The 23,419-nt window shown below is 66.2% G+C and carries 22 protein-coding genes, 2 pseudogenes and 1 riboswitch; of the genes and pseudogenes, 12 read left to right on the forward strand and 12 right to left on the reverse strand.

Going from position 1 to position 23,419, the window contains the following annotated elements:
- Positions 1-180: 180 nt before the first annotated feature.
- Both thiC and F3J18_RS09325 read right to left on the reverse strand, forming a co-directional pair.
- Positions 181-2,112: a phosphomethylpyrimidine synthase ThiC gene (gene thiC, locus F3J18_RS09320; protein WP_166912633.1), complete on the reverse strand. Its 1,932-nt coding sequence runs from the start codon at positions 2,110-2,112 to the stop codon at positions 181-183.
- Positions 2,113-2,185: 73 nt separating this feature from the next.
- A riboswitch (TPP riboswitch) is annotated at positions 2,186-2,302 on the reverse strand.
- Between the two features lie 300 nt (positions 2,303-2,602).
- Positions 2,603-2,824: a hypothetical protein gene (locus tag F3J18_RS09325; protein WP_166912634.1), complete on the reverse strand. Its 222-nt coding sequence runs from the start codon at positions 2,822-2,824 to the stop codon at positions 2,603-2,605.
- Between F3J18_RS09325 and F3J18_RS09330 the strand changes: the two genes are divergently transcribed.
- A complete protein-coding gene (locus F3J18_RS09330; protein ID WP_166912635.1) occupies positions 2,823-3,758 on the forward strand; it encodes an EamA family transporter in 936 nt (311 codons plus the stop codon). The two genes, F3J18_RS09325 and F3J18_RS09330, sit on opposite strands and share 2 nt — an antisense overlap.
- A gap of 209 nt (positions 3,759-3,967) precedes the next feature.
- Here F3J18_RS09330 and F3J18_RS09335 read toward each other — a convergent pair whose 3' ends face one another.
- The 7 genes from F3J18_RS09335 to F3J18_RS09365 form a co-directional block, all read right to left on the reverse strand.
- A complete protein-coding gene (locus F3J18_RS09335; protein ID WP_166912636.1) occupies positions 3,968-5,173 on the reverse strand; it encodes an MFS transporter in 1,206 nt (401 codons plus the stop codon).
- Between the two features lie 220 nt (positions 5,174-5,393).
- Positions 5,394-6,218: a phosphodiesterase gene (locus F3J18_RS09340; RefSeq protein WP_166912637.1), complete on the reverse strand. Its 825-nt coding sequence runs from the start codon at positions 6,216-6,218 to the stop codon at positions 5,394-5,396.
- A gap of 30 nt (positions 6,219-6,248) precedes the next feature.
- Positions 6,249-7,277 carry an ABC transporter ATP-binding protein gene (locus tag F3J18_RS09345; RefSeq protein ID WP_025101418.1) on the reverse strand — a complete coding sequence of 343 codons (1,029 nt, stop codon included), beginning with the start codon at positions 7,275-7,277 and terminating at the stop codon, positions 6,249-6,251.
- A gap of 23 nt (positions 7,278-7,300) precedes the next feature.
- Positions 7,301-8,272, reverse strand: a complete 972-nt coding sequence (locus F3J18_RS09350; protein WP_166912638.1) for an ABC transporter permease — start codon at positions 8,270-8,272, stop codon at positions 7,301-7,303.
- Positions 8,273-8,297: 25 nt separating this feature from the next.
- The gene (locus tag F3J18_RS09355; protein WP_025101420.1) at positions 8,298-9,119 is read right to left on the reverse strand and encodes an ABC transporter permease; all 822 of its coding nucleotides are present in this window, start codon (positions 9,117-9,119) and stop codon (positions 8,298-8,300) included.
- A gap of 14 nt (positions 9,120-9,133) precedes the next feature.
- Positions 9,134-10,147: an ABC transporter substrate-binding protein gene (locus F3J18_RS09360; protein WP_166912645.1), complete on the reverse strand. Its 1,014-nt coding sequence runs from the start codon at positions 10,145-10,147 to the stop codon at positions 9,134-9,136.
- Positions 10,148-10,370: 223 nt separating this feature from the next.
- Positions 10,371-11,441, reverse strand: coding sequence for a LacI family DNA-binding transcriptional regulator (locus tag F3J18_RS09365; RefSeq protein WP_166912639.1), 1,071 nt, complete (start codon positions 11,439-11,441; stop codon positions 10,371-10,373).
- Between the two features lie 804 nt (positions 11,442-12,245).
- On the opposite strand from F3J18_RS09365, the gene F3J18_RS09370 reads away from it, so the two are divergent.
- The 3 genes from F3J18_RS09370 to F3J18_RS09380 all read left to right on the forward strand — a co-directional run bounded on the left by F3J18_RS09370 (position 12,246) and on the right by F3J18_RS09380 (position 14,727).
- The gene (locus F3J18_RS09370; protein WP_205195366.1) at positions 12,246-12,485 is read left to right on the forward strand and encodes a hypothetical protein; all 240 of its coding nucleotides are present in this window, start codon (positions 12,246-12,248) and stop codon (positions 12,483-12,485) included.
- Positions 12,482-13,558 (forward strand): Imm72 family immunity protein, encoded by a 1,077-nt coding sequence (locus tag F3J18_RS09375; RefSeq protein WP_166912640.1) that lies wholly within the window; start codon positions 12,482-12,484, stop codon positions 13,556-13,558. Before F3J18_RS09370 ends, F3J18_RS09375 begins: the two co-directional genes overlap by 4 nt.
- Positions 13,559-13,770: 212 nt before the next feature.
- Positions 13,771-14,727, forward strand: coding sequence for an SH3 domain-containing protein (locus tag F3J18_RS09380; RefSeq protein WP_166912618.1), 957 nt, complete (start codon positions 13,771-13,773; stop codon positions 14,725-14,727).
- 12 nt (positions 14,728-14,739) lie between these two features.
- Here F3J18_RS09380 and F3J18_RS09385 read toward each other — a convergent pair.
- A pseudogene (locus F3J18_RS09385) lies at positions 14,740-14,991 on the reverse strand (IS5/IS1182 family transposase); the annotation flags it as partial.
- Positions 14,992-15,125: 134 nt separating this feature from the next.
- Between F3J18_RS09385 and F3J18_RS09390 the strand changes: the two are divergent.
- The 5 genes from F3J18_RS09390 (at position 15,126) to F3J18_RS09405 (ending at position 18,347) form a co-directional block, all read left to right on the forward strand.
- The gene (locus F3J18_RS09390) at positions 15,126-15,641 is read left to right on the forward strand and encodes a hypothetical protein (RefSeq protein WP_166912641.1); all 516 of its coding nucleotides are present in this window, start codon (positions 15,126-15,128) and stop codon (positions 15,639-15,641) included.
- A gap of 868 nt (positions 15,642-16,509) precedes the next feature.
- A complete protein-coding gene (locus F3J18_RS38125) occupies positions 16,510-16,701 on the forward strand; it encodes an ESPR-type extended signal peptide-containing protein (protein ID WP_240156375.1) in 192 nt (63 codons plus the stop codon).
- A gap of 33 nt (positions 16,702-16,734) precedes the next feature.
- Positions 16,735-16,866 carry a hypothetical protein gene (locus F3J18_RS38130; protein WP_345891757.1) on the forward strand — a complete coding sequence of 44 codons (132 nt, stop codon included), beginning with the start codon at positions 16,735-16,737 and terminating at the stop codon, positions 16,864-16,866.
- A 128-nt stretch (positions 16,867-16,994) separates the two neighbouring features.
- Positions 16,995-17,591 carry a hypothetical protein gene (locus F3J18_RS37815; RefSeq protein ID WP_205195367.1) on the forward strand — a complete coding sequence of 199 codons (597 nt, stop codon included), beginning with the start codon at positions 16,995-16,997 and terminating at the stop codon, positions 17,589-17,591.
- Positions 17,592-17,735: 144 nt separating this feature from the next.
- Entirely contained in the window at positions 17,736-18,347 is a 612-nt protein-coding gene (locus F3J18_RS09405; RefSeq protein ID WP_025101424.1) for a 3'-5' exonuclease, read from the forward strand.
- Between the two features lie 24 nt (positions 18,348-18,371).
- Here F3J18_RS09405 and F3J18_RS09410 read toward each other — a convergent pair whose 3' ends face one another.
- Together F3J18_RS09410 and F3J18_RS09415 are read right to left on the reverse strand one after the other, a co-directional pair.
- A complete protein-coding gene (locus F3J18_RS09410; protein ID WP_166912642.1) occupies positions 18,372-20,090 on the reverse strand; it encodes a tannase/feruloyl esterase family alpha/beta hydrolase in 1,719 nt (572 codons plus the stop codon).
- Between the two features lie 225 nt (positions 20,091-20,315).
- The gene (locus F3J18_RS09415; protein WP_166912643.1) at positions 20,316-21,248 is read right to left on the reverse strand and encodes a LysR substrate-binding domain-containing protein; all 933 of its coding nucleotides are present in this window, start codon (positions 21,246-21,248) and stop codon (positions 20,316-20,318) included.
- Between the two features lie 91 nt (positions 21,249-21,339).
- Here F3J18_RS09415 and F3J18_RS09420 point away from each other — a divergent pair, with 91 nt between their 5' ends.
- The 3 genes and pseudogenes from F3J18_RS09420 to F3J18_RS09430 form a co-directional block, all read left to right on the forward strand.
- Entirely contained in the window at positions 21,340-22,236 is an 897-nt protein-coding gene (locus F3J18_RS09420; protein ID WP_166912644.1) for an EamA family transporter, read from the forward strand.
- A gap of 172 nt (positions 22,237-22,408) precedes the next feature.
- Positions 22,409-23,104, forward strand: a complete 696-nt coding sequence (locus F3J18_RS09425; protein ID WP_013697234.1) for a hypothetical protein — start codon at positions 22,409-22,411, stop codon at positions 23,102-23,104.
- Positions 23,105-23,114: 10 nt separating this feature from the next.
- Positions 23,115-23,419, forward strand: a pseudogene (locus F3J18_RS09430) (phosphoribosylglycinamide synthetase); the annotation flags it as partial.

Here is a 23,419-nt window from a genome sequence, read left to right on the forward strand (position 1 = left end):
ACGCGACACTATCAATCTAGAGGAGCCGCGAACCGGCTGCTGTAAGGACTTGTTAAGCCTCTTTTCCGGCGTAATCAAATGTATCGCCGCGGGTACGCGGCTTGCATCGGCCGCGCCCCGGAGGCCGCGCATGCTGCGGCGCAGCGAGGCCGCGCGCGGCAACGGCCGCGCCGGTGCCGCTCACTGGCGGTGGTAGATCTCGGCGCCGGTCTTGACGAACTCGACCGCCTTGACTTCCATGCCCTTCTTCAGCGCCTCGCTTTCCGACACGCCCTGCTTGGCCGCGAAGTCGCGCACGTCCTGCGTGATCTTCATCGAGCAGAAGTGCGGGCCGCACATCGAGCAGAAGTGCGCGACCTTGGCCGAATCCTTGGGCAGGGTCTCGTCGTGGAATTCGCGCGCCTTGTCCGGATCGAGGCCGAGGTTGAACTGGTCCTCCCAGCGGAACTCGAAGCGCGCCTTGGACAGCGCGTTGTCGCGCACCTGCGCGCCCGGATGGCCCTTGGCCAGGTCGGCCGCATGCGCCGCCAGCTTGTAGGTGATGATGCCTTCCTTGACGTCGTCCTTGTTCGGCAGGCCCAGGTGCTCCTTGGGCGTCACGTAGCAGAGCATCGCGGTGCCGAACCAGCCGATCATCGCCGCGCCGATGCCCGAGGTGATGTGGTCGTAGCCCGGCGCGATGTCGGTGGTCAGCGGCCCGAGCGTGTAGAACGGCGCTTCCTTGCACCAGTCGAGCTGCAGGTCCATGTTCTCCTTGATCAGCTGCATCGGCACGTGGCCCGGGCCTTCGATCATCACCTGCACGTCGTGCTTCCAGGCGATCTGGGTGAGCTCGCCCAGCGTCTTGAGCTCGCCGAGCTGGGCCTCGTCGTTGGCGTCGTAGATCGAGCCGGGGCGCAGGCCGTCGCCGAGCGAGAAGCTCACGTCGTAGGCCTTCATGATTTCGCAGATGTCCTCGAAGTGCTCGTAGAGGAAGCTTTCCTTGTGATGCGCGAGGCACCACTTGGCCATGATCGAGCCGCCGCGCGAGACGATGCCCGTCATGCGGTTGGCGGTCAGCGGCACGTATTGCAGGCGCACGCCGGCGTGGATCGTGAAGTAGTCGACGCCTTGCTCGGCCTGCTCGATCAGCGTGTCGCGGAAGATCTCCCAGGTCAGGTCCTCGGCTTTGCCGTTGACCTTCTCCAGCGCCTGGTAGATCGGCACCGTGCCGATCGGCACCGGGCTGTTGCGGATGATCCACTCGCGCGTCTCGTGGATGTGCTTGCCGGTGGACAGGTCCATCACCGTGTCGCCGCCCCAGCGGATCGCCCAGGTCATCTTGTCGACTTCCTCGCCGATCGAGGAGGTGACGGCCGAGTTGCCGATGTTGGCGTTGATCTTCACCAGGAAGTTGCGGCCGATGATCATCGGCTCCGATTCCGGGTGGTTGATGTTGGCGGGGATGATGGCGCGGCCGCGCGCGATTTCCTCGCGCACGAACTCGGGCGTGATCTCGCCCAGCGGGTTCTCGCCGAAGGCGGCGGCGCCGAAGGCCTGGCCGCGGTGCTGGCGGCCCATCATGGCGGCCAGCTTGGCGCCGTTCGGGCCGCTTGCCTCGAGGCTGGCGAGGTATTCGGCGCGGCGCTGGTTCTCGCGGATCGCGATGTATTCCATCTCCGGCGTGACGATGCCCTGGCGCGCGTAGTGCATCTGCGTCACGTTCCTGCCGGCCTGCGCGCGGCGCGGCTGGCGGTGCAGGCCGGGGAAGCGCAGCTCGGCGGTGGCCGCGTCGGCGGCGCGCTCGCGGCCGTAGGCGCTGCTCAGGCCGTCCAGCGTCTCGGTGTCGCCGCGCGACTCGATCCAGCCCTGGCGCAGCGCCGGCAGGCCCGAGCGGATGTCGATGCTGGCTTCCGGGTCGGTATAGGGGCCCGAGGTGTCGTAGACGTAGATCGGCGGATTCTTCTCGCCGCCGAAGCCGGTCGGCGTGTCCGCCTGCGTGATCTCGCGCATCGGCACGCGGATGTCGGGCTGCGAGCCCGTCACGTAGACCTTGCGGGAATTCGGCAGCGGGGCGATCGCGGCGGCGTCGACGCGGGCATCGGCGGACAGGAACTTCGGGTTGGCATTCATGCGGTCATCTCCTGATGTGGGGCGCTAAGCAGGAGACGAGAGAGGGCGGCAGGCCGGCCGGAGGTACCACGTGTGGCGAGGCCCGTACGCTTCCCTGCGCTGGCATTATCCAGATCAGGTTCAAAGGGTATTTCTCACCCGCGATGCGCCGCATTCCGAATGGCGCAACGCAGGACCCCCGCGTTAGCAAGGGCGAACGATACACCCGGACGGCCGAGGTTTCAACCGCTCGCTTGGCCGGCGCGCCGCCGAATTCGCCGGGCAGGGCCGGCGGGCCTGGCGCGCGGGGTCTTGCCGGGATGGTTTGAAATGCGGCGGCGGCTGTCGTTTTGCGGCAGATTCGCGTCGGGTCGCGACAAGGGCGAGCGGGGGCTGTCGCGCCGAAACGTCAGCGTCGAGCTTTTCCTGATTGACCCCGATTCGCCTTCCTGGCTGTCATGCATAATGCTTTCAAAGGCGCCGTCGGTCGCGGCGCGCCCATTCTTCTGGGTCAGTTCGACTTCTCCGGTTCCGTTCTCGACGACATGCCGTCCCGCTCGTTTTTCCCCGCCGCATCGGCTTCGCGCCGGTCGCCCTCGCACGTCCGCATTGCCCGCCACGATGGTTTCGCCGCGCTGCCCGCCGCCTTGGCGACGACTGCGGCTGTCGCTGCCATGCCGGGCCCTCGATCCGTCCCGTCTTCCCGATCCGCCAACGAGCCGAGCTGAGCCATGACCTTGCTCGACCGTCTGCTCGCCGTCGCGGGCCGAGTCCGCATCCGCCTGCCGCAAAGCCGCGGCGGGCGCATCGCGCTGGCGCTGGCCTTCATCTATTTCGTCTGGGGCTCGACCTACCTGGCGCTGCATATCGCGCTCGAGTCGTTTCCGCCGCTGCTGCTCTCGGGCATGCGCAACGGCCTGGCCGGCATCGGCCTGTTCGTGTTCGCGATGCGACGCAAGCCGGTGATGCCCAGCCTGGTCGAGATCCGCAACGCCGGCATCGTCGGCACCATGCTGGTGGCGGCCTCCTCGGGGCTGATCGCGCTCGGCATGCGCACCGTCAGCAGCGGCTCGGCGGCCGTGATGGTGGCTACCGTGCCGCTGTTCGCCACCGTGATCGCCGCCATCGCCGGGCGCCAGGTCGCGCGCGGCGAGTGGGTGGCGGTCGGGCTCGGCATGGTCGGCATCGTGATCCTGAACTCGGGCGGGCCGTCCACGCCGGGCTCCACGCTGGGCAGCATCTCGGTGCTGTGCGGCGGCCTGTTCTGGGCCGGCGGCGTGCATCTGTCGAGCCGCCTCAAGCTGCCCAGCGACCTGTTCCTGTCCACCTCGCTACAGATCGGCCTGGGCGGCACCATGTCGACCATCGCCGCGATGTTCCTCGGCGAGCGCAGCGTGCAGTGGGCGGTGCTGCCGACCTTCGCGTTCCTGTACCTGATGATCTTCGGCACCATGATCGCGTATGTCGCCTACGGCTACCTGATCCGCAACACCAGCCCGGTGCTGGCCAGCAGCTGCATGTACGTGAACCCGATCGTCGCGGTGGCGCTGGGTGCGCTGCTGCTCGGCGAGCCGGTCACGGCCGCCACCGTGATCGCGACGCTGGCGATCCTCGGCAGCGTGGGCTTGTCCTTCGTCTGCGATCCGGCGCGCAAGGCGGTGAAGTAGGGCGCGCGGCCTCGGCCGGCTCGGGGCGGCCCGAGGCGGCCTGCTAGGCACGGATTCCTCAGGATCATGCTCGGGGCCGCGAGATCCGGACAGGCTCGGGCAACCCGGCCCGATTCGCGGGCAAGCGCGCCCGCCGCCGGCCCCCGGCAGCGCCTGCCGATTCGCGGCAGCCGAGCCGGCAGGGCCGGGTTCGCGGCGGCCCGCTCCGCTCAAGCCCGGCGGCGCGCGCCGAAGTGATGGATCGCGCCGGCCAGGCAGGCGAACAACAGCCCCACCACGCTCACACCCAGCCATCCCCCGGCATGCCAGGCCTCGACGCCGGCCGATGAGCCGATCGCGCCGCCGATGAAATAACAGACCATGTAGACCGTGTTGACGCGGCTGCGCGCCTCGGGCTTGAGCGCATAGATGCGCGACTGGTTCGAGATCTGCGCGGCCTGCACGCCCACGTCGAGCACGATCACGCCGATCACCAGCCCCGCCAGGGAACTGGCCGAGACCGCGAAGATCGCGAACGAGATCGCCACCAGCCAGATGCCGAGCGCGATCACCGCGTGCGGCCCGCGCTTGTCGGCCGATTTGCCGGCATAGGGCGCGGCCAGCGCGCCGGCCGCGCCGACCGCGCCGAACAGCCCGGCCGCCTGCGGCCCGTAATGGAAGGGCGCGCCGGCCAGCAGCAGGGTGAGTGCCGGCCAGAAGGCGCTGAACGCGGCGAACATGGCCGCGCCGGTGGCCGCCGCGTAGCGCAGCTCGCGCAGTTCCACCGCCAGGTGCCAGAGCGAGGCCAGCAGTTGCGGATAGCGCAGCGTCGAGGTCGGCGTGCTGCGCGGCAGGCGCAGCATGATCACCACCGCCAGCGCCAGCAGCGCCGCCACCGAGGCGCAGAACACCGCGCGCCAGCCGAGATATTCGGCGATGAAGCCGGCCGCCGTGCGCGCCAGCAGGATCCCCAGCAGCAAGCCGCTCATCACCGTGCCGACCGCCGCGCCGCGTTCGGCCGGCGGCGCGATCTCGGCCGCGAAGGGCACCGCCTGCTGGGCGATGGTGGCCAGCACGCCGATCGCCAGGCTGGCCGCGGCCAGCACCGGCAGCGCCGGCGCGGCGGCCGCCACCAGCAGCGCGACCGACAGCCCGGCGATCTGCAGCAGGATCAGCTTGCGGCGGTCGAAGCGGTCGCCCAGCGGCGCGAGCAGCAGCATGCCGGCCGCGTAGCCCAGCTGGGTGGCCGTCGGCACCACGCCGATCCAGGCCGCGCCGTCGGGGAAGGACAGGCGCAGCGCGCCGAGCAGCGGCTGGTTGTAGTAGATGTTGGCGACCGACACGCCCGCGATGGTCGCGAGCAGGAGCAGCAGGCCGCGCGAGTAATGGCGATGGGCGGCGGACGGCGAGGCGATGGCGGAAGGCGGCGTGGACATGGGCGATCGGGAAGAAGCGGGGCGCGCGAAGCCGGGCGCGCCGGAACGGCGGGGCCGAGGCAGCGCGAGGACGGCCGCGCCGGCGAGGCTGCCGATCATACCGGAGCGCCGTGAACTCTGCCGGTGCCGGGCTCGCGTCGCGTCGGCATCCTGGGCCGCCGGGCCGCTGGCCCGTGCCGCGTGCACGGCGAGGCGCGTCGTCGTCCCGCCTTCTGCCGTTTCAGTCGATCAGCGCGCCCGAGGCGTCGTAGAACGGATGCGGGCCGTCGCTGTCGTCGACATACACATGATGGGTGGCCAGGCCCTCGACGGGATCGTAGCGATGCACGGCAAAGGCCGGCGGCTCGATCGCGAAGGCCGAGGGGCCGTCGGGGCGCAGGTCGAAGGCCACCTGGTGCGCGGGCGCCGGCACCGCCAGGGCGATGGTGCCGCCGAAGCGCGCGAACATGGTGCGATGCACGTGCCCGCACAGCACGCGCTCGACGTTCGGATGGGCGCGCAGCAGCGCATCGAGCCGGCGCGCGGCTTCGGGATCGAGCCGCTGGCGATCCATGTGGGCGATGCCCGAGGCGAACGGCGGATGGTGCAGGGCGACCACGGTCGGGCGCCCGGCGGCGGCCTCCAGCTCGCGTGCGAGCCAGTCGAGGCGCGCCTCGCACAGCGTGCCGGCGCTCTGGCCGGTGATCTGCGAATCCAGCGCGATCACCCGCAGCGGGCCCAGGTCGAGCGCGTACTGCACGAACTCGCTGCCCTGCAGCTCGGCGCGCTCGGCGAACACGCGCCGCAGCGCGCCGCGCTCGTCGTGGTTGCCGATCAGCAGGTAATAGGGGATCTCGAGCGGCGCGAGCAGGCGCTTGAGGTGCTGGTACTCGTCGTCGTGGCCGAAGTCGGTCAGGTCGCCGGTCACCAGCACCGCGTCGGGACGCGGCACCAGCGCGTTCAGGCGCGCGACGGTGCGCGCCAGGCTCGCGGCGGTATCGACGCGGCGATAGGCGAGCGCGCCCGGGCGCTTGATGTGCAGGTCGCTGATCTGGGCGAGCAACATGGGGAAATCCTCGTGGGTACTTGTGCGGGGTCAGGGAAGCGCGATCAGCCCCTCGGGGGCGATCGCCAGGCCGACGGCGGTGCCGCGCGCGAGCGCGATCCGGCCGGGAACGTCGATCACCAGCGCGTCGGGCGCGGCCTGCTCGATCGTCAGGCGCGTGCGTTCGCCGAGGAAGGCGCAGCCGGCCACCGAGCCGCGCAGCGGCGCCGTGCCGGGGTCGACCAGCTGGGCGTCCTCGGGGCGGAAGAACAGTTCGGAAGCCTGACGATCGCTCGGCACCGCGCCGCCGGTGGTGACCAGCGCGCCGTCGCGCCAGACGCCCTCGATGCGGTTGAGCGTGCCGATGAACTGCGCCACCGCGCGGCTGGCCGGGCGGTAGTAGATGTCGCGCGGGGTGCCGATCTGCTCGATGCGCCCGGCGCCCATCACCACGATGCGGTCGCCCAGTTCCATCGCCTCGGCCTGGTCGTGCGTGACGTAGACAGTGGTCACGCCGAGTTCGCGCAGCAGGGCATTCATGTCGCGACGCAGGGTGTCGCGCAGCTTGGCGTCGAGCGCCGTCAGCGGCTCGTCGAGCAGCAGCACGCGCGGGCGCACCGCCAGTGCGCGGGCCAGCGCGACGCGCTGGCGCTGGCCGCCCGACAGCTCGGTGACCGGTTTGTCGGCATGCGCGCCGAGCTGCATCATCGCCAGCAGCTCGTCGACGCGCTCGCGCAGCGCGGCCGCCGCGGTGCGGCGGATCTTCAGGCCGTAGCCGACATTGCCGCGCACCGTCAGGTTCGGGAACAGCGCGTAGCTCTGGAACACCATGCCGACCTGGCGCCGCTCGATCGGCAGGGCCGTCACGTCCTCGTCGCCGAAGTGGATGGCGCCGCCCGCGTCGGGCCGGTCGAGCCCGGCGATCATGCGCAAGGTGGTGGTCTTGCCGCAGCCGGAAGGGCCCAGCAGCACCAGGGTTTCGCCGGCGCCGATCGTCAGGTCCAGCGGTTCGAGCACGCGCGTGTCGCGGAAGGTCTTGGCGCAGCGCGTCAGCGTGACGGGGATGGAATCGAGCTTCATCGTCGGGCAGGGGCGGTGAGAGGTCAGGCGGAAGGCTTGCGCGACTTGCGCGCGGCGCCGGCGTCGACGCGCGTGCCGGTCGCGTCGACGCCGAGCCATTGCATCGCCACCAGCAGCGGCAGCGTCATCAGCAGGAACAGGATCGTGTAGGCGCTGCCGATCTCGATGCGCATCGAGGCATAGGTATCGGCCAGGCCCACCGGCAGCGTCTTGGTGTCGGGCGTGTGCAGCATCCAGGTCAGGTTGAATTCGCCGATCGACAGCGTCAGCACCGCGAGCGCGCCGGCCACGATGCCGGGACGCAGGTTGGGCAGCACGATGGTGAAAAAGCGCGTGGCGAACGAGGCGCCGAGGCTGGCGGCGCCTTCCTCCAGCGTGCGCAGGTCGGCGCGCGCGGCTACCGCCGCCACCGCGCGGACCATGAAGGGCAGCGTGAACACCACGTGGCCGACCACGATGAACCACAGGCTGGTGCGAAACGACGAGAAGCCGCCATAGACGATCAGCAGGGCCAGCGCCGAGGCCAGGCCCGGCAGCGCGATCGGCAGCACCAGCGCCTCCTCGGCGAGGCGTGCCAGGCGATGGCGGCTGCGCGCCAGCGCATAGGCGGCCGGCACGCCGGTGACCAGCGTGAGCGCGAGCGTGGCGGCGGCCACCTCGAGCGACAGCCAGACCGAACCCTGGTACTGGGCCCAGACTTCGCCGAGCCAGCGCAGCGTGAGGCCGCTCGACGGGCCGCGGAAATAGTTGACGGTCAGCCCGGCCAGCACCGACATGCCGATCGGGATGATCAGGAAGGCGCACAGGCCGAGCGTGACGGCCCATTGCGCGGCGGCCGCGAGGCTGCGCCCGCTCGGCAGGGCACGCAGCGGGCCGCGTCGTGGGCGGTGATGTGGGCCGTGATGCGGGCCTCGAAGCGCGCCGCTTGCGCGGCTTCGATCGGGCGGCGCGGCCTGCTCGGCATCGAGGCCGGCCGGGGGCGGGAGCGTGGTCATGGTCGGGGTGGGGTCCTCGATGAAGTCAGGCGGCCGCCGCGGCCTGCCCGGTCAGGCTGCGCGCGAGCGCGAGCACCGCCCAGGTGACGATGCCGAGCACGATCGACAGGCCGGCGGCGGTGGCGATGTTCGCGTTCAGCGTGAACTCGGTGTAGATCGTCATCGGCAGCACGTCGAGCTCGGTGGCCAGCGTGAAGGCGGTGCCGAAGGCGCCCATCGAGGTGGCGAAGCAGATCGCGCCCGAGGCGATCAGGCCCGGCGCCAGCGCGGGCAGCACGATGTCGGCGAACACGCGCCAGGCCGAGGCGCCGAGCGAGCGCGCGGCTTCCTCCAGCGAGGGGTCCAGCTTCGAGGCCGAAGCGATCACGGTGACGATCACGCGCGGAATCGAGAAATACAGGTAGCCGACGAACAGGCCCGCCACCGAATAGGCGAACACCCATTTGTCGCCGGTCAGCTTCGCCGACAGCATGCCGACCAGCCCCTGCCGACCCGCCAGCATGATCACCATGAAGCCGACCACCACGCCGGGGAACGCGAGCGGGAAGGTCAGCAGGGCCACCAGCGCGCGCTTGCCCGCGAACTCGCGGCGCGCCAGCAGCAGCCCGGCCAGGGTGGAGAGCGCCAGCGTGGCGAGCGTGACGGCCGCCGACAGCGCGACTGTCGAGGCCAGGCTCTTCATGTAGCGGGCATTGGCGAGCAGCGCGAGGTAGGTCGACACGAAGCCGCCCTCGGCCGAGACGCGCACCAGCACCACCATCGGCAGCAGCCAGAACGCGGTGAACACCGCCAGCGCCGGCGCGAGCAGCGCGAGGCGCCAGCGCAGCGGGAAGCTCAGGTCGCGCATCTCGCCGCCGCTCCTCATTGCATGGTCTGCAGGTACTGCTGGCCGAAGGCCTGCTGGCCCGCCGCCATCTTGCCGAAGTCGACCGGCCTGGCGCGCGCGTAGTCGCTGGCCGGCAGGAACCTGGCGGCCAGCTCGGGGCTGATCGCCTGCGCTCGCACCGGGCGCAGGTAGGCATTGGCCCACAGCTTCTGGCCTTCGTCGGACAGCACGAAGTCGAGCACCTTCCGGCCGTTGGCCGCGTGCGGCGCGTTCTTCACCAGGCTCATCACATAGGGCACCGAGATGGTGCCCTCGGCCGGGATCACGAAGGCGACGTTGGCGTGGTCCTTGTACTCGGCGCGATAGGCGTCGAAGTCGTAGTCGATCAGGATCGGGATCTCGCCCGACAGTACGCGCGCATAGGCAGTCTGCTTCGGCACGATCGGCTGGTTCGCCTTGAGCTTGCGGAACCAGTCGAGCGCGGGCTTGAAGTTGTCGAGCGAGCCGCCCAGCGCCTGGTTGACGGCGACCGCGCCGGCGTAACCCACGAAGGCGCTGGCCGGGTCGAGGTAGCCGATCATGCCCTTGTACTCGGGCTTGAGCAGGTCCGCCCAGGAGCGCGGCACCGGCTTGCCGTCGAGCGCGTCCTTGTTGACGAAGAAGCCCAGCGTGCCCGAATGGATCGCGAACCAGTTGCCTTGCGGGTCCTTCATGTTGGAGGGGATCTCGTTCCAGTGCGCGGGCTTGTACGGCTCGACCAAGCCCTTGTCCGTGGCCTGGAAGGCCGAGGACACGCCGAGATACACCACGTCGGCCACCGGGCTCTTCTGCTCGGCGATCAACTGCGCGATCGCCTGGCCCGAGTTCTTGTTGTCGAACGGCACGCGGATGCCGGTCTTCTGCTTGATCGCGGCGATCTGCGAGGCCCAGTCGGCCCATTCGGGCGGGCAGTTGTAGCAGATCGCGGTCTCGTCGGCGTGCGCGGCGAGCGGCGCGAACGCGGCCAGCGCGAGCACGCAGGCCGCCGGCAGGGCCGCGGCGTGGCGCAGCGCGCCGGCAAGCGCGTGCGGGAAGGGGAAGCGGAAAGTCACGTGAGGTCTCCTGGCGAGGACGGATGGAGCATGGACAGGGGCGAACGAGCAAGGGGCGGACGGTACCTGCCGTCCACTCGAGGGATGCGGGGTGCGCGGCGACGCGTGCGCCGGGTCAATCGATACGGATGACGAAACGAATCGGCCGGCCGGCGGGAATAGGTTGAACATCGCGCCGTCCTCAGTCGTGGGTGTCGAGGCCATGCGCGCCGTCCGGGCCGTGACCGTTGCCGCAGCCGGCATCGAGCGCATCGCCGATCGCGGTCACCGAGCCGCCGTCGCGCACCGTGTGTTGCAGGACCAGCGCGGGCGCGGCATGGGTCTCGCCGGCGCGGCGTTCGGCCAGGCGGCGCCAGGCGGAGCGACCGATCTCGCGATTCGGCGTGGCGACGCTGGCCAGCGGCGGCGCCAGCAGTTCGCCGATCGCCAGGCCGTCGAAACCGAGCACCGAGATGTCGTCGGGCACGCGGAACTTCGCGCGACGCAGCCCGCGCATCACCACCATCGCCAGCAGGTCGTTGCTGCAGAAGATCGCGGTGGGGCGCGTGGCCTTCGAGGTGAGGTGCGCGAGCACCGCGTTGGGCAGCTCGGGCGCGTTGAAGTCGACCTCCAGCGCCGGCAGCGGCTCGAGACCGTGATCGGCGAGCGCCTGCGCGTAGCCGAGATGGCGCTGCCGGGCGCGATCCGAGGCGGCCAGCGAGCCGGCCAGCATCAGCACGCGACGATGGCCGCGCGCGATCAGGTGGCTCACGCCGTCGTAGGCGGCCTGGCGATTGTCGACCGCCACCGAGGGGCGATGCGGCGTGTCGTTGTGCATCAGCACGTAGAGCAGGCCGTCGCGATCGAGCGCGTCGAGCAGGGGATGCGCGTGCGCGTCGGCGACCGTCAGGATCAGGCCTTCGACGCGCTGCGCGCGCAGCGTCTCGATCGCATGCTGCTCGCGTGCCGTGTCATACTCCGTGGTCATCACGATCAGCTTGAAGCCGGCTTGCGATGCCAGCTCGTCGAGGCCTTGCAGGCATTCGGTGAACACCGGGTTGGCGAAGGTGGGCAGGATCACGCCGATCAACTGGGTGCGATCGCTGCGCAATTGTCGGCCCAGCGGATTGGGCCGGAACTGCAGTGTCTCGATCGCGGCGCGAATCGTCGCGAGCGTATCCGGGCTCACCGTGTGCGGGGCGTTGATCGCACGCGAGACCGTGGCGATCGAAAAGCCGGACAAGGCTGCAACATCCTTGATGGTCGACGTCATGGGCGCTCGCGATGTAAACGTTTACGTCGACGATTATCGGCAGTGCGTGTGACGCTTCGATGACGCGCGCCGGATGAGGTGGGACAAGGCGCCGGCGGGGATGGTCAGGGTGGTTTTCCCGACGATGGCGAAACCCTCGCCGCCAATCCGCAGACGAGCCTGTTTACCGGACTGAAGTCGTGCCGGACCAGTGGTAGAATGCGGTCCGCCCTTAGCCGGGGTGATGAAATTGGTAAACATAGCGGACTTAAATGATTTGAGTGCCCGGTCGGAAACGTCCGGTGCAGAACCCTTCAAATTCGGTGAAACCCCTGGCGCGCAGCGCGACGAGGCAACGCCGAGCCAAGCCCGGACATCGCGCGAGCGATGCGCGGGAAGGTGTAGAGACTAGACGGGGGGCGCCTAAGGCCTTGCATGCGGCGAACGCGTGCAGGCGACGGCGAAGGCATAGTCCAGCGCACGAACGGCCAGGCACGCGCCCGGCCGGCTTCGAAAGAAGCAGTGTGACGAAAATCCGCCGCCTTCATTGGCTTGCCGGTTCGAGTCCGGTCCCCGGCACCAAATACATGTCCCAGGTAGTCCTCGTTGTTCCGAAAACCCGTGATAGCTTAAGGCTTCGCGGGTTTTTGCATTCTTGAGCCATCCAGCGTAGTCCGCGTGAGTTCGAGGGCATGTGTGGGCACCTTCGGGGGATGTTGTAATCATTCGATGCCGTTGATCGAAAAATGCCCCCTTGGATTACAGGATGCACGTGCCGTCAGATGACGTTGCCATCTGCAACGCCTCTCTCCGCAAAAGTATTTCGTGGATTTCAGTCACTCGCACAACGCGCCCGTAAAAGAGTGGATAGGCAAGCAATTGGCGGCCGGCTTGCTCAAGGCTCGTAAAACGAACTGGAATGACGTCACGCTGCCCGGTGAGGCCGAGGCCCGCGCGCTGATGCTGGAGGAGCGCGAGCGATCGGCCAGGATCAGGCATGAGGGCTACGCCCGTCGCGCGGCCGCCGTCACGGGCAAACAATCAATGAATGGACGAGCGCAATGATGCTGAACACGTTAGCGATGACCGAGGCACAAGAGCAGGACGCGCGCGCCAAGGCGTTCTATCTGGTCAAGAAGTGGACGAGCCTCACCTACCTGGAGCACGCCGTCCAGTTGTATCGGGACTTTCTCGACGCCTACGCCAAACGGATGGACTCGCCGAGCCCCAATCAGGATGAACTCGAGAAAGCTTACACATATGATTTTCTCGGCGCACTGGTGCAGATGGATCAAGGTATTGATACCTTGCGCCGAGGCTTGGACAAGCGATCGGCCTACGGCGCGTTGATTGCCGGGAGCGCGGAAGTCAGCGATGTCTTGTTTGGGCGAACTGCGGATGAAGTTGGCAGAAAATACGATCCGTTTTTTCTAGCCTTGGGTTTGAAGAACAACACCTACAGCGACCCAGAATTTGCGACAGGGTTGGTACACGGTGTCTGGATCCAGCAATTGATGTGCTACGCACTGGATTGCTCGATCGCATTTGGTTTTGAAGGGCTGATGGCCTATGAAACAGACACGGATACCGGAACTCGCGTGTTCGAGTATTGGACCTATGAATCCCTGTTTCAGGATGTACCGCTTCCAGCTTGGAAGTATTGGCCGCCGGGGCGTAAGTATCCAGCCGATCTTCCCGCATGCCCCGCCAAGAACGAATCCCGGGTCGGCGAAGTCGCGAGCGGCGAGGAAATCCCCATCGAGGGAATCTGGGAGCCATGGTTTCCGGCTGGCAAGGTTGGCTGCCCGAATTACTTCCTCAAGGGCAGTGTCGCCCACACGTATTTATTGGAAGGCACGAACGACGAGTACGAGGTACGCTGGCGCTTGCTATGGGAAGATACCCGCTATCGGGACGGTAGCATCCCTGAGGAAGAGTCGACCTACTTCCCCCAATCCGTCGCGCAGACGAGTTTGCGCGCCTTGCCCGGGGAAGCGTGTCCGCGTACTGGTCGTTGGCAAAGTCCGGCTGTGAAGGATTCGGTTCATGTCGAAGCGGGAGAGCCGATGCCAGGCCCTCAGCACACCTCACGCGGCATGGTCATTTGGCACTATGTGGATCCGCAACCGGAGGCCTGAATCTCTCCGGAAAGTCGGAGTATGGCGCGCCTTGCGTCAGAAATGATGAGCCGTCGGCATCTCGTGCGGCGTGGTTACGTTGGTTGCCCACTTCAGGTTGCTTGGCAATGCAGGGCGGATAGCCGAGATGATGGTGGACGGCTCGTGAATGGCTATGAAATTCTGGCCGGTCCAATGCGTCAGGCCGAGATGTATTTCAACGGCTTGCTAGGATGAACATGAGCATAACAGCACGATTCACTTTGATGATTTCTGCGTTGCTGGCTTCCCAACCGGCATGGTGCGAGCACGATCAGCAGGAGATGGATTTTTCCAATCACGCGCGACTCGTTTACTCCACGCCCGTCTCGTCGGAACTCAGTCGCACATTCGGGCAAGGTTGGACCCATCTCACGATCACACTCCCGGATGGTCGTTCGTTACCTATCATCCCGGACGAACCACTGACCGCGACGGGCGGCGTCATCTTTTCGACGGTCGCGACCCACGCACGATCGAGCGACGGACGCTATGTCGTGCTCGATCTCACCCGGAATGGCATAACGGAATCCGAAGATGGCAAATCTGTCGTTGCCAGTCGCGAGTTCTGCCCGATCCTCGACACCCAAACCGGGTGTGTCGCGCGCGACTACTCGGGTGCCGTTTGCGGGGGCGCGTGGGATGACAGGGCCCCGGTTTGGCGTAGCCAACTTGACTCGGGTGAAACGGACTTGCAGTCGATGAAGGCGCTGGAAAAGCCGACCGCCCAAGCCGTGTGGACACAATTCAGCCAGACCAAGGCGGCGAATATCAAGCCGTTCGTACGCGTTGCGCTCGGCATTGACAACCTTCGTGCATGTGATCCGCCGAGCGCAGAAAACGCCGGCTACTACGCACAAATCCAGACAGCGCTCGGGAACCCCGCCCATGTCGGGAATCATCCGACGCAGGCATCCGCTGGCAGCCCGCCATCGAATCCTGGCGCACCGTCAACATGGACTGTGCAGGTAGACCGCGCGTGGCTGTATGAGCGACCTTCGGTGGGGAGCAACCGCCATGGGTATCTGATTCGTGGCGATCACGTTGCCGTTATTGGTGAACAGGCGCCAGATTGGGCACGCATTCGCTACATCCGTCCGGGGAAAGCGCCCATTGAAGCCTGGATGGAGCAGCGGGATCTTATCCACTAAGAGGCCAGTTCGAAAACCCTGCTCAGCTCGCGCGAAGATGTTCCAACGGACGAGCGAGCAGCCAAGTCTCAGGAATGCATTCGTGAATGCAGGCACGTCGCTCGAAGCGCGTACGTTGGCATCGAAGATTGTGGAGCCAGGAATGTGTGCGGTCCGGCGCTTCGCGATCATTGGCTCGATACCGCGATTACGCAGGGCTCGCCGATGCCGCTCGGAGTTGTAGCCGCGATCGGCGTAGACGACGCCGTGTTTCTGAAGCGCCCGCAATGCGGCGCTGTTCAGCGGGACATTGTTACCTTAATCAACATCATGGAGAACTACTCATAAGCTTGATCTCAACCATCGAGTCATTGGATGGATACGTTCGATATTTCGTATGATAAATAAGGTGATATTGAATGAAATCGGCAATTCTGTTTTTATTGTTTTCGGTTTTTGAAATGTCGACTGCCCATGCGGCGGGGTTGTGTAAGGCGGAGGAAGTGACTGTCTTTAATTGTGATTTGAAAGAAAATCACAAAATTGTCTCGATTTGCACTTCGTCGGATATGTCTGGAAAGTTGGGGTATTTGCAATATAGGTACGGCAAAAAAGATGCGCTCGAGTTGGTATTCCCAAAAGATTTGGATAATTCCGAAGCTCAATTTGGTTACGATGAGTATTCTCGGTCAGACTTGAGTACCTTTGTTGTCGGATTTGAGAATGAAGGTTATCGATATGAAATATCGGAGGCCACTGAGGGTGGTGATGAGGGGGTGACGCATAGGAATTTGCTGGTCAGTTCTCTCTCTGGGAAGCGTGGGGTCAAGCTAACCTGTCTCGATAATAAAAATACAGTATCTAATATTTCAACTCTGGATCAGGTTCTGAAGTGCGATAAGGCGCACGAGATTGTGGATGGTTCGTGTGAGTGAGCGCTTAGCCATCAAGTAATGCGGGGATTTTGATTTCACTTGTGCTAGCGAGGTGGGTTGCATTCGAATTGGAAGTGTGGGCATTGGGATGCCGATTTGCTTGTCGCCTGAGTATAGGGTGTGAATAAACACGGCGACGGCGTTTGCTCGAGTGTTTGGCGCGTCGGAGGCTTCCCAAGCCCAATCAGAAGTGTTTGCAGCGAAACTAATCGGAAACGCTGGCCGGGCCGATCGCATGCGCAACCACTTCGGACGTTGGGAGTGGTCATGTCACGACGGTAGGATAAGTTGTCGTCACCGAGCCGAAGTTGCGTCAAGAGATGGGGGGGCATATTAGGGGGCATGTACTTATTTTGAGATGTCCTCCTCGTGCTCGACGGTGAGTAGGTGGATTTGTTCTGTCCCGGTACCCGCACCAGACAAGCAGTGCACCGAGATTCGGTGAGAGGTTGAACCCGCGATCGCGCAAGGCATCGCGGGTTTTTGGGGGTGTGAGCCGCGTCAAGTTGACTGAGATACCGCGAAAGGTAAGTCGATCAAGTCGCGTGCCGTCCATATGTCGTCAGCATGAGTCCGCGCCGTTCAGGCTAATAATTAGATAAAAGAACTGCCGATATTTTCACGTCTATTCCGAGATCTCGACCTGGTTGTCGCGCGGCGTTGTCGACCGGTGGTGGGTGTCGTTATTTTTGAGACGGCGTTGCATTACGCATCCGGGTTGACTGATCGAGGTGAAAACCCAACGTGCCTGCCTGATTTGACATTCTTTAATTCGAGATAGTCGAACGGAGGGATGTTTCGGGTAAGAATGTGATTGTCAATTGATCAGCATCGCGCCGGGGCGCGACTTGCGAGTAGACCAAATCACGTGAACAAAAGTAGCCACCGATCGGTGTTCAATCGCGTCCACTGCATGTTTGTCGACGTGGAGGAAACCGCGCATGCGCCTTCGGTTATCCAGACACCCAGCAGCCTGCCGCAGATCAATATCAACAAGCTGGGCGGCGGCGGGGTTTCCTTAACACCTATTCCCAGTTCGACGTCCAGAAACCCGGCGTGATCGTGAACAACTCACCAATACGATGCGGCCCGGATCATCATCAATCAGGTCGGCAGTCGCAACCCGTCAAAGCTACGAGGTTTTGCCGAGATTGCCGGCCAGCGAGCCGAGATGTTCATTTTGAACACCGGCGGGCAGATCAGCTCGAACGGCGTCCAACCGTGAATGCCACGATGCTGCAAGGCGGTGGTGCATAGCCGCGCGAGGTTTATCAAGAATCACACGGGACGATGAAATCCAAATCGATCCGAAGATGTGATGTTGTTCGTTAGTTATATTTAACAATTACGAGGATGAAGATGAAAAAGCGTTTCGTTTTGACAAGCGTCATGAGCGTGGCAGTCCTGCTGTCGGCATGCGGCGGCGGCGACGATGACGGCGGCACCCCGGCGGCCGGCGGAAACACCACGGGTTCGACCTCGCAGGGTTCGAAGGAGACGACGAAGGAGGCGGCGTTCTCCTGTCCGTCCAGCTACAAGAAACTGACGCTCTCGAACAGCAGCATCTCGAACGCGAACATGAACCTGGTGACCGACGACGGCATCGCGACACTGACGATCAAGACGCCGGCAAATGGCATCTCCGGCGACTTCGCCGTTTGCCTGGGCAAACCCGATCCGGTTCCCGCCGGCGTGGCGGCCGATTATGTCTACGAGGTAAAATCCGCCGGCGATCTGCATTCGATGGCCTCGTCGACGCTGACGCTGAACTTCAAGACGGACGTCAAGCCGACGCAGAATCCGCCCGTGATCGAGTATGCGAGCCTGTCGGGCGGCACCGTGAGCTATCAGCCGCTGCAGCAAGGCGCATCGATTTCGACCCCGCCGAACTACAGCGTGGCCGCCAACGCACAGGCTTCCGGCCTGTACGTGGTGCGCCTGACGAAGTAAGTCGGCAAATTGCCGTTTGAGCTCGTTCTCATCGGCACTTGGGGCGCGGCGTCGAAAGCCGCCGCGCCCCGCAAGCTCAAGCGCCGAAGCCAGCACGGGCCTGGGAGTTCGCCCGATTCAACCCCGCCGCACAAGCAAAGAGATATGCAAACCGTTGCCGTTCTGGACTTCGAAACCACCGGACTTTCCCCCGCCCAGGGCGACCGCGCCACCGAAATCGCCATCGTGCTGTTGCGCGATGGCGAAATCGTCGACCGCTATCAGAGCCTGATGAACGCCGGCCGACGCATCCCGTCGGACGTGGTCGCGTTGACCGGCATCACGAACGACATGATCGCGTCGGCGCCGCCGGTGGCGACCGTGATGCGGGAGGCGGCGGCGTTTGTCGGAAACCATCCGGTGGTGGCCCACAACGCCGGTTTCGACCGGCGTTTCTGGCAATCGGAGCTGGGGCTGCTCGGCGTGCCGTCGGCACACGAATTCGCCTGCACGCTGCTGGTCGCGCGACGCATCTATCCGCAGGCGCCAAGCCATCGACTGTCGAGCCTGGTCGAGATGCTGAGCCTGCCGAAGACGGGCCGTGCCCACCGGGCGATGGTCGACGCCGAGATGGCGAGCCATCTGTGGTGCCGCCTGCAAAGCGACATGGCGCGAACCTACGGCCTGAGCCGCATCGATCACGCACTCATGTCGCGACTGCAGAAGACCAGCAAGGCCAAGGTCGCGATGTTCCTGGGTTCGATGGTCGGCGCCTAGTAGGGAGCCGCGAGGCCGCCCCCGTCACGACATCGCACAGACAAAGCTGCTCGCCCGATTCACATTCCCCTTGCCCACATAGCGCGGAAACGCCGGATATCGGCACAGCGGGCGCGTGCGCCCATTGGTGGCCGGCACGATATCGGTGGCCAGCAGCGTTTCCGGCGACACATCGTGCGACACCCATCGATCGAGCGCGCCGAGCAGATCGACCGACGGAATGAACACGCCATTGCCGTGCTGGAAACCCGGCGCCATGTAGAGGCGCATGAAGCCATCCACACGCTCCTGCCCGTAACGCGCAACCAGCCTGTCGTAGTACGCGATCGTCTGGTTCGGGCTGATCACTTCATCGGCCAGCCCCTGCATGGTGATCAGCTTGCCGCCGCGCGCGATGAAGCGCGTCAGGTCCGGATTCATCGCGCCGATCGTCTTCGACAGCGAGACCAGCCGCTGCTGGTAGCGGCCCGGGTGCTTCACGTCGAAATCGAGCCCGTTGAAGCCGGTGTCGCGCGTGACGAAGTAGCGGATATAGGCATCGCCCTGCGCGAACAGGTAGCCGTTTTCATGGAACTGCGGCTGCGCGAGCGGCAAGGGCGAATTGGCGAGCCCGAGCCCGCTCGTGAAGCGCGTGCCCTGGAACACGTTGTAGCCGCGATAACCGTCGACGTTCCAGGCGAGCGGGTAGGGCAGATGCAGCCCGTCGCGCAGCAATTCGAGCGTGGCGAGCTGCGTCGGCGTCAGGCAGGCGCCGGCGGGGTTGCCGCCGCGCGCCATGGTGCCGGGGCTGGCGACGATCGCCGGCATCTGCGCCGGCACGTCCTCCGCCAATGCACGCTGATCCGGACAACGCAAGGAGTCGATGATCTCCGGCTCCTTCGCGCGGCAGGCCTCGACATCGCTGACGATCCCGTCGGCGACGCCGTCCAGCGCATCGCAAACCTGCAAGGTCCGCTCGTACACGCGTTCGAGCAAATGCCTCGACACGAAGCCGCCCGGCCTGCGGTACTCGGCCCGTCCCACCGCCACGCCGATCAGGCGCACGCCGGTGAAGTTCAGCGCGGGCGCGTTGGCGATCACGCCGTCGTAGTCGTCGGGGTAGCGCTGGATCACCGTGTAGGCTTCGCGGCCGCCCGTCGAGCCGCCCGCGAAATACATCTTGTCGGGCGCGCGTTCGTAGCCGCGCGTGATCAGCGCGAGCGCCACGTCGTGGACCTTCTTCAGATGCGCGTAGCCGTAGTTCATGACGGCCTCGTCGAGCATGCCGAAGCTGCCTTCCCCCGGGTTGCCGATATGGCCGGAATCGTCGCCGAAGGTGGCGTAACCCTGGGCGAGCGGCGCGATATCGGGCGAGAACGGCGTCGGGCCGGTGCCGGTCACGACCACGCCGTTGTAGCCGCCGCCGCCGAATTGCAGCGCGCGGCGGTTCCAGCGATCCGGCAGGTTCATCTCGAAGCGGATGTCGGGCGTGCCGGCCGTCTTCGCGCGGATCACGCCGGTCAGCCGGCAATAATCGCCATCCTGGTTGCCGATCGTGGTCGCGCCGATGGTCGAGGCGGTCTGCACCATCGCGCCGTCGGTCGGCAGGCCGATTTCAGCCGGGGGAATCTGCACGCCGGCCAGGTCCAGGCAGTGGCGCGGCTGCCGGGGCGCGTGTTGCGCGGCCGCCGGGAAGCTGGCGGCGAGCATGGCCGAGGCGAGGGAGAAGACGATGAGGATCCTATGTGCCGAATGCTGTTTCATTGCCGCTGAAGGGGCTGGACCGTGAAGCGAGCCCGGCCGGGCGGCACGAGGCGCGGCGCCGGGCGGGCGTGGGCGAATTGTCGGGATGACAGGATCGCGATGAATTGTTCCCGGAGTATTTCATGACAAAACGCGAGGCGCGATCGGTGTTGCCCATAGTTCGCCAGACGCTGGCGGGAGCCTGGACAACTCGCTCGGTGACCTCGCGGGAAGCCCGCATCGCGCTCAGATGGCCACCCGCAGCGACCCGACCCGACGCCCGCCATCCCCGGCCGCCTCGCCGGGCGCGCCGAGCTGCAAGGCATGAAACAGGAAGCGCTGCAGCGTGGCCGCCGCCGAACCCGAATCGCCGGCGTCCGCATGACTGAACAAGCCGAAATCCGCCATCGGCGGCGCCGGCAACCCGGCCGCGCGCGGATCGAGCACACGCATCGAGTCGCGGCGCACGTTCCAGTCCAGCAGCACCGCCACGCCCAGCCCTGCCTCCACGGCCGACTGGATCGCCGACAGGCTGGTGCTGGTGCAGATCACGCGCCACGCAATGCCCGCATCGCGCAGCGTCGCGAACAGCTTCTCCTGCCACGGGCAGGTGCCGCCGAAGGCCACGATCGGCAGCGGTTCGCCGCGCGTGAACGCCTCGCGCGTGCGCGCGGCGGCCCAGTGCAGCGGATGCTGCCAGGTGACGAGCGGCTCGGCGCGGATCAGGCTGGGATCGCCGATCGCGAAATCGAGCGAGGTATTGGCCAGGCGCTGCGACAGCACCGGGCTCGCGTCGACCACGATCTCCAGCGCGACGTTGGGGAACGCGGCCGCGAACTGCGAGAGCGCGTGCGGCAGGTGGCCCACCGCGATGTCCTCCAGGATGCCGAGCCGCACCGTGCCCGAGATCTCGCCCGCGTTGAGCGCCGCGCGCGCGGCCAGGCCGATGCCGAGCAGCTCGTGCGCATAGGGCAGCAGCACGCTGCCGGCCGCGGTCGGCTTCACGCCGCGCGGCGAGCGTTCCAGCAGGCGCTGGCCGACCTCGTCCTCGAGCCGCCGCAAGGCCATGCTGACGGCGGCCTGGGTGCGCCGCAGCGCGGTGGCCGCGCCGCTCACGCTGCCGGTTTCGACCACCGTCACGAAGGTGCGCAGCAGGGTGCTGTCGAGATCTCGGATCATCAATTTTCCTGATGCGGCCATAAGAATAAGCAGCTTATACCACGCGCCCGAGCCCGGTTAGACTCGCTCGGTCACCTACCTGGAAGCCACCATGAGCGATGAATTGAGCGCCGCCCGGGCGGACGGCGGCCCGCCTGCCGAATCGCGCGCTCCTGCGTCGTTCACGGCTGCTATCGCACCGTTGTTGGCGGTCGCCTCGATGTGCAGCGTGCAGTTGGGCGCCGCGCTGTCGCGGCCGGCGACGATCGAATACGGCACCGTCAGCACCACCTGGCTGCGGCTCTGCTTCGCCGCGCTGGTGCTCGCGGTGGTGGTGCGCCCGCCGCTGCACAGCTATTCGCGCCAGCGCTGGATCGCCGCGATCGCGCTGGGCAGCGCGATGGCCGGCATGACGCTGTGCTTCTTCGAGGCGGCGCGCCGCGTGCCGCTCGGGCTCGCGGTCGCGATCAACTTCCTCGGGCCGCTGGCGATCGCCACCTTCCGCGTGCGCAAGCCGGCCCTGCTGCTATGGCCGGTGCTGGCGCTGGCCGGCGTGCTGCTGCTGGCGCGCCAGGACGGCATGTGGGTGGCCACGCCCGCTGCGCTGGTATTCCCGGTCGGCTCGGCGCTCGGCTGGGCCGCCTACATCCTGCTGATGAAGCGCGTGGGCACGCTGTTCGACGGCCTGCAGGGGCTCGCCACCTCGCTGATCGTGGCCGCGCTGGTGACCACGCCGTTCGGCATCGCGCAAAGCGGCGGCCACCTGCCCGCCGGGCAGTTGCTCGACGCCGCCTACCTGGCGATGCTGGTGCCGCTGTTTCCCTACGTGCTGGAGCTGATCGCGCTGCGCAGCATGAGCGCCTCGTCGTTCGGCATCCTGATGAGCGCCGAGCCGGCGATCGCCGCGGCGATCGGTTTCGTGGTGCTCTCGCAGCCCCTGAGCGCGTTGCAGATCGCCGGCACCTTCTGCGTGGTGGCCGCGAGCATCGGCGCGGTCGTACAGAAGTAACCGGCCCCGCCGGTCATCATAAAAGCCGACGCAGGATGGCGCGCCGAGCGGCGCCGCCCTCCGCAGCCGCGCTGTCTTTCCTCCCTTGTCATCGAGTAGCCGAAAGCCGGATCGCGGGCAGCCGCCCGCGCCGGACAACCGTCCCCTATGACCTGGAACCTGGAGAGAAAAGATGGCAAACCACGATCGCGCCCGCTTCGAGCAAGTCGCCGAGCAGTCCATCAACCGGCTGTTCGCGGCATCGCCGGCAACGGCCGCGTTCCATCGCGGCGAGGGCATCGACCGCGAGTTCTATCGGCGGCACCTGGTCGAAACCGTGCTGCGCATTCGCCTCAACAACGAAGTCGATGCCTTCGCGCTCTACAAGATCGGCTTCAAGGACAATCACCTCGCGCAGATCCTCGCGCAATACCTGGCCGAGGAATACGGCCATGAAGGCCTGTTCCTGCGCGACATCGAGAAGTTCGGCCTGACCGACAAGCAGGTCGACGCGATCCAGCCCTTCCACAGCACCGACAAGCTGATCGGCTACCTGTACCTGAGCATCGGCCGCGACGGCCCGCTGCCGACCATGGTGTGGAACTGGTTCGTCGAATGGTATTCGGATCGCTACAACAAGATCATCACCGAGGCGGCGGCGCAGGCCTTCGGCCAGGAGCTGGTGAAGGGCTCGCTCGGCCATATCCAGTACGACGAATCGCACGATCACGACGACCTGATGTGGGGCGCCGTGCAGCGCGCGATCGACGGCTGGGGCGGCATCGACAAGGCCGAAGCCTATCTGCGCCACTTCGTCGGCCTGATCGGCGAGTACTTCGACGAACTGCGCGAGGCGACCCAGGCGCAGCCGGAAGCGGTTGCCGCTTGAGGGGCGCGCCATGACCGCCATCATCGTGCTGGAACCGGCGTCGTCGGGCGCGGCGCTGGTCGCCGCTGCGGCGCGGCTCGGGCTTGCCGCCCACGTGTTTTCCGCCGATCGCGACGAGCGCATCGTGCCGCCCGAGCTGCGCGCGGCCGCCGCCTCGTTTACCGCCGTGGATACGAGTTCGCCGGCGGCGGTCGCGGCCGCCGCGCGCGCGCTCGGCGCCGAGGCGATCGTCCCGGGCTTCGAATACGTGGTCGGCGTGGCCGCGCAGGCGGCCGAGCGGCTCGGCCTGCCGCATCTGCCGCCGGACGCGGCGGC

This window comes from Burkholderia sp. Ax-1720, assembly GCF_011753035.1.
GTDB lineage: Bacteria > Pseudomonadota > Gammaproteobacteria > Burkholderiales > Burkholderiaceae > Burkholderia > Burkholderia gladioli.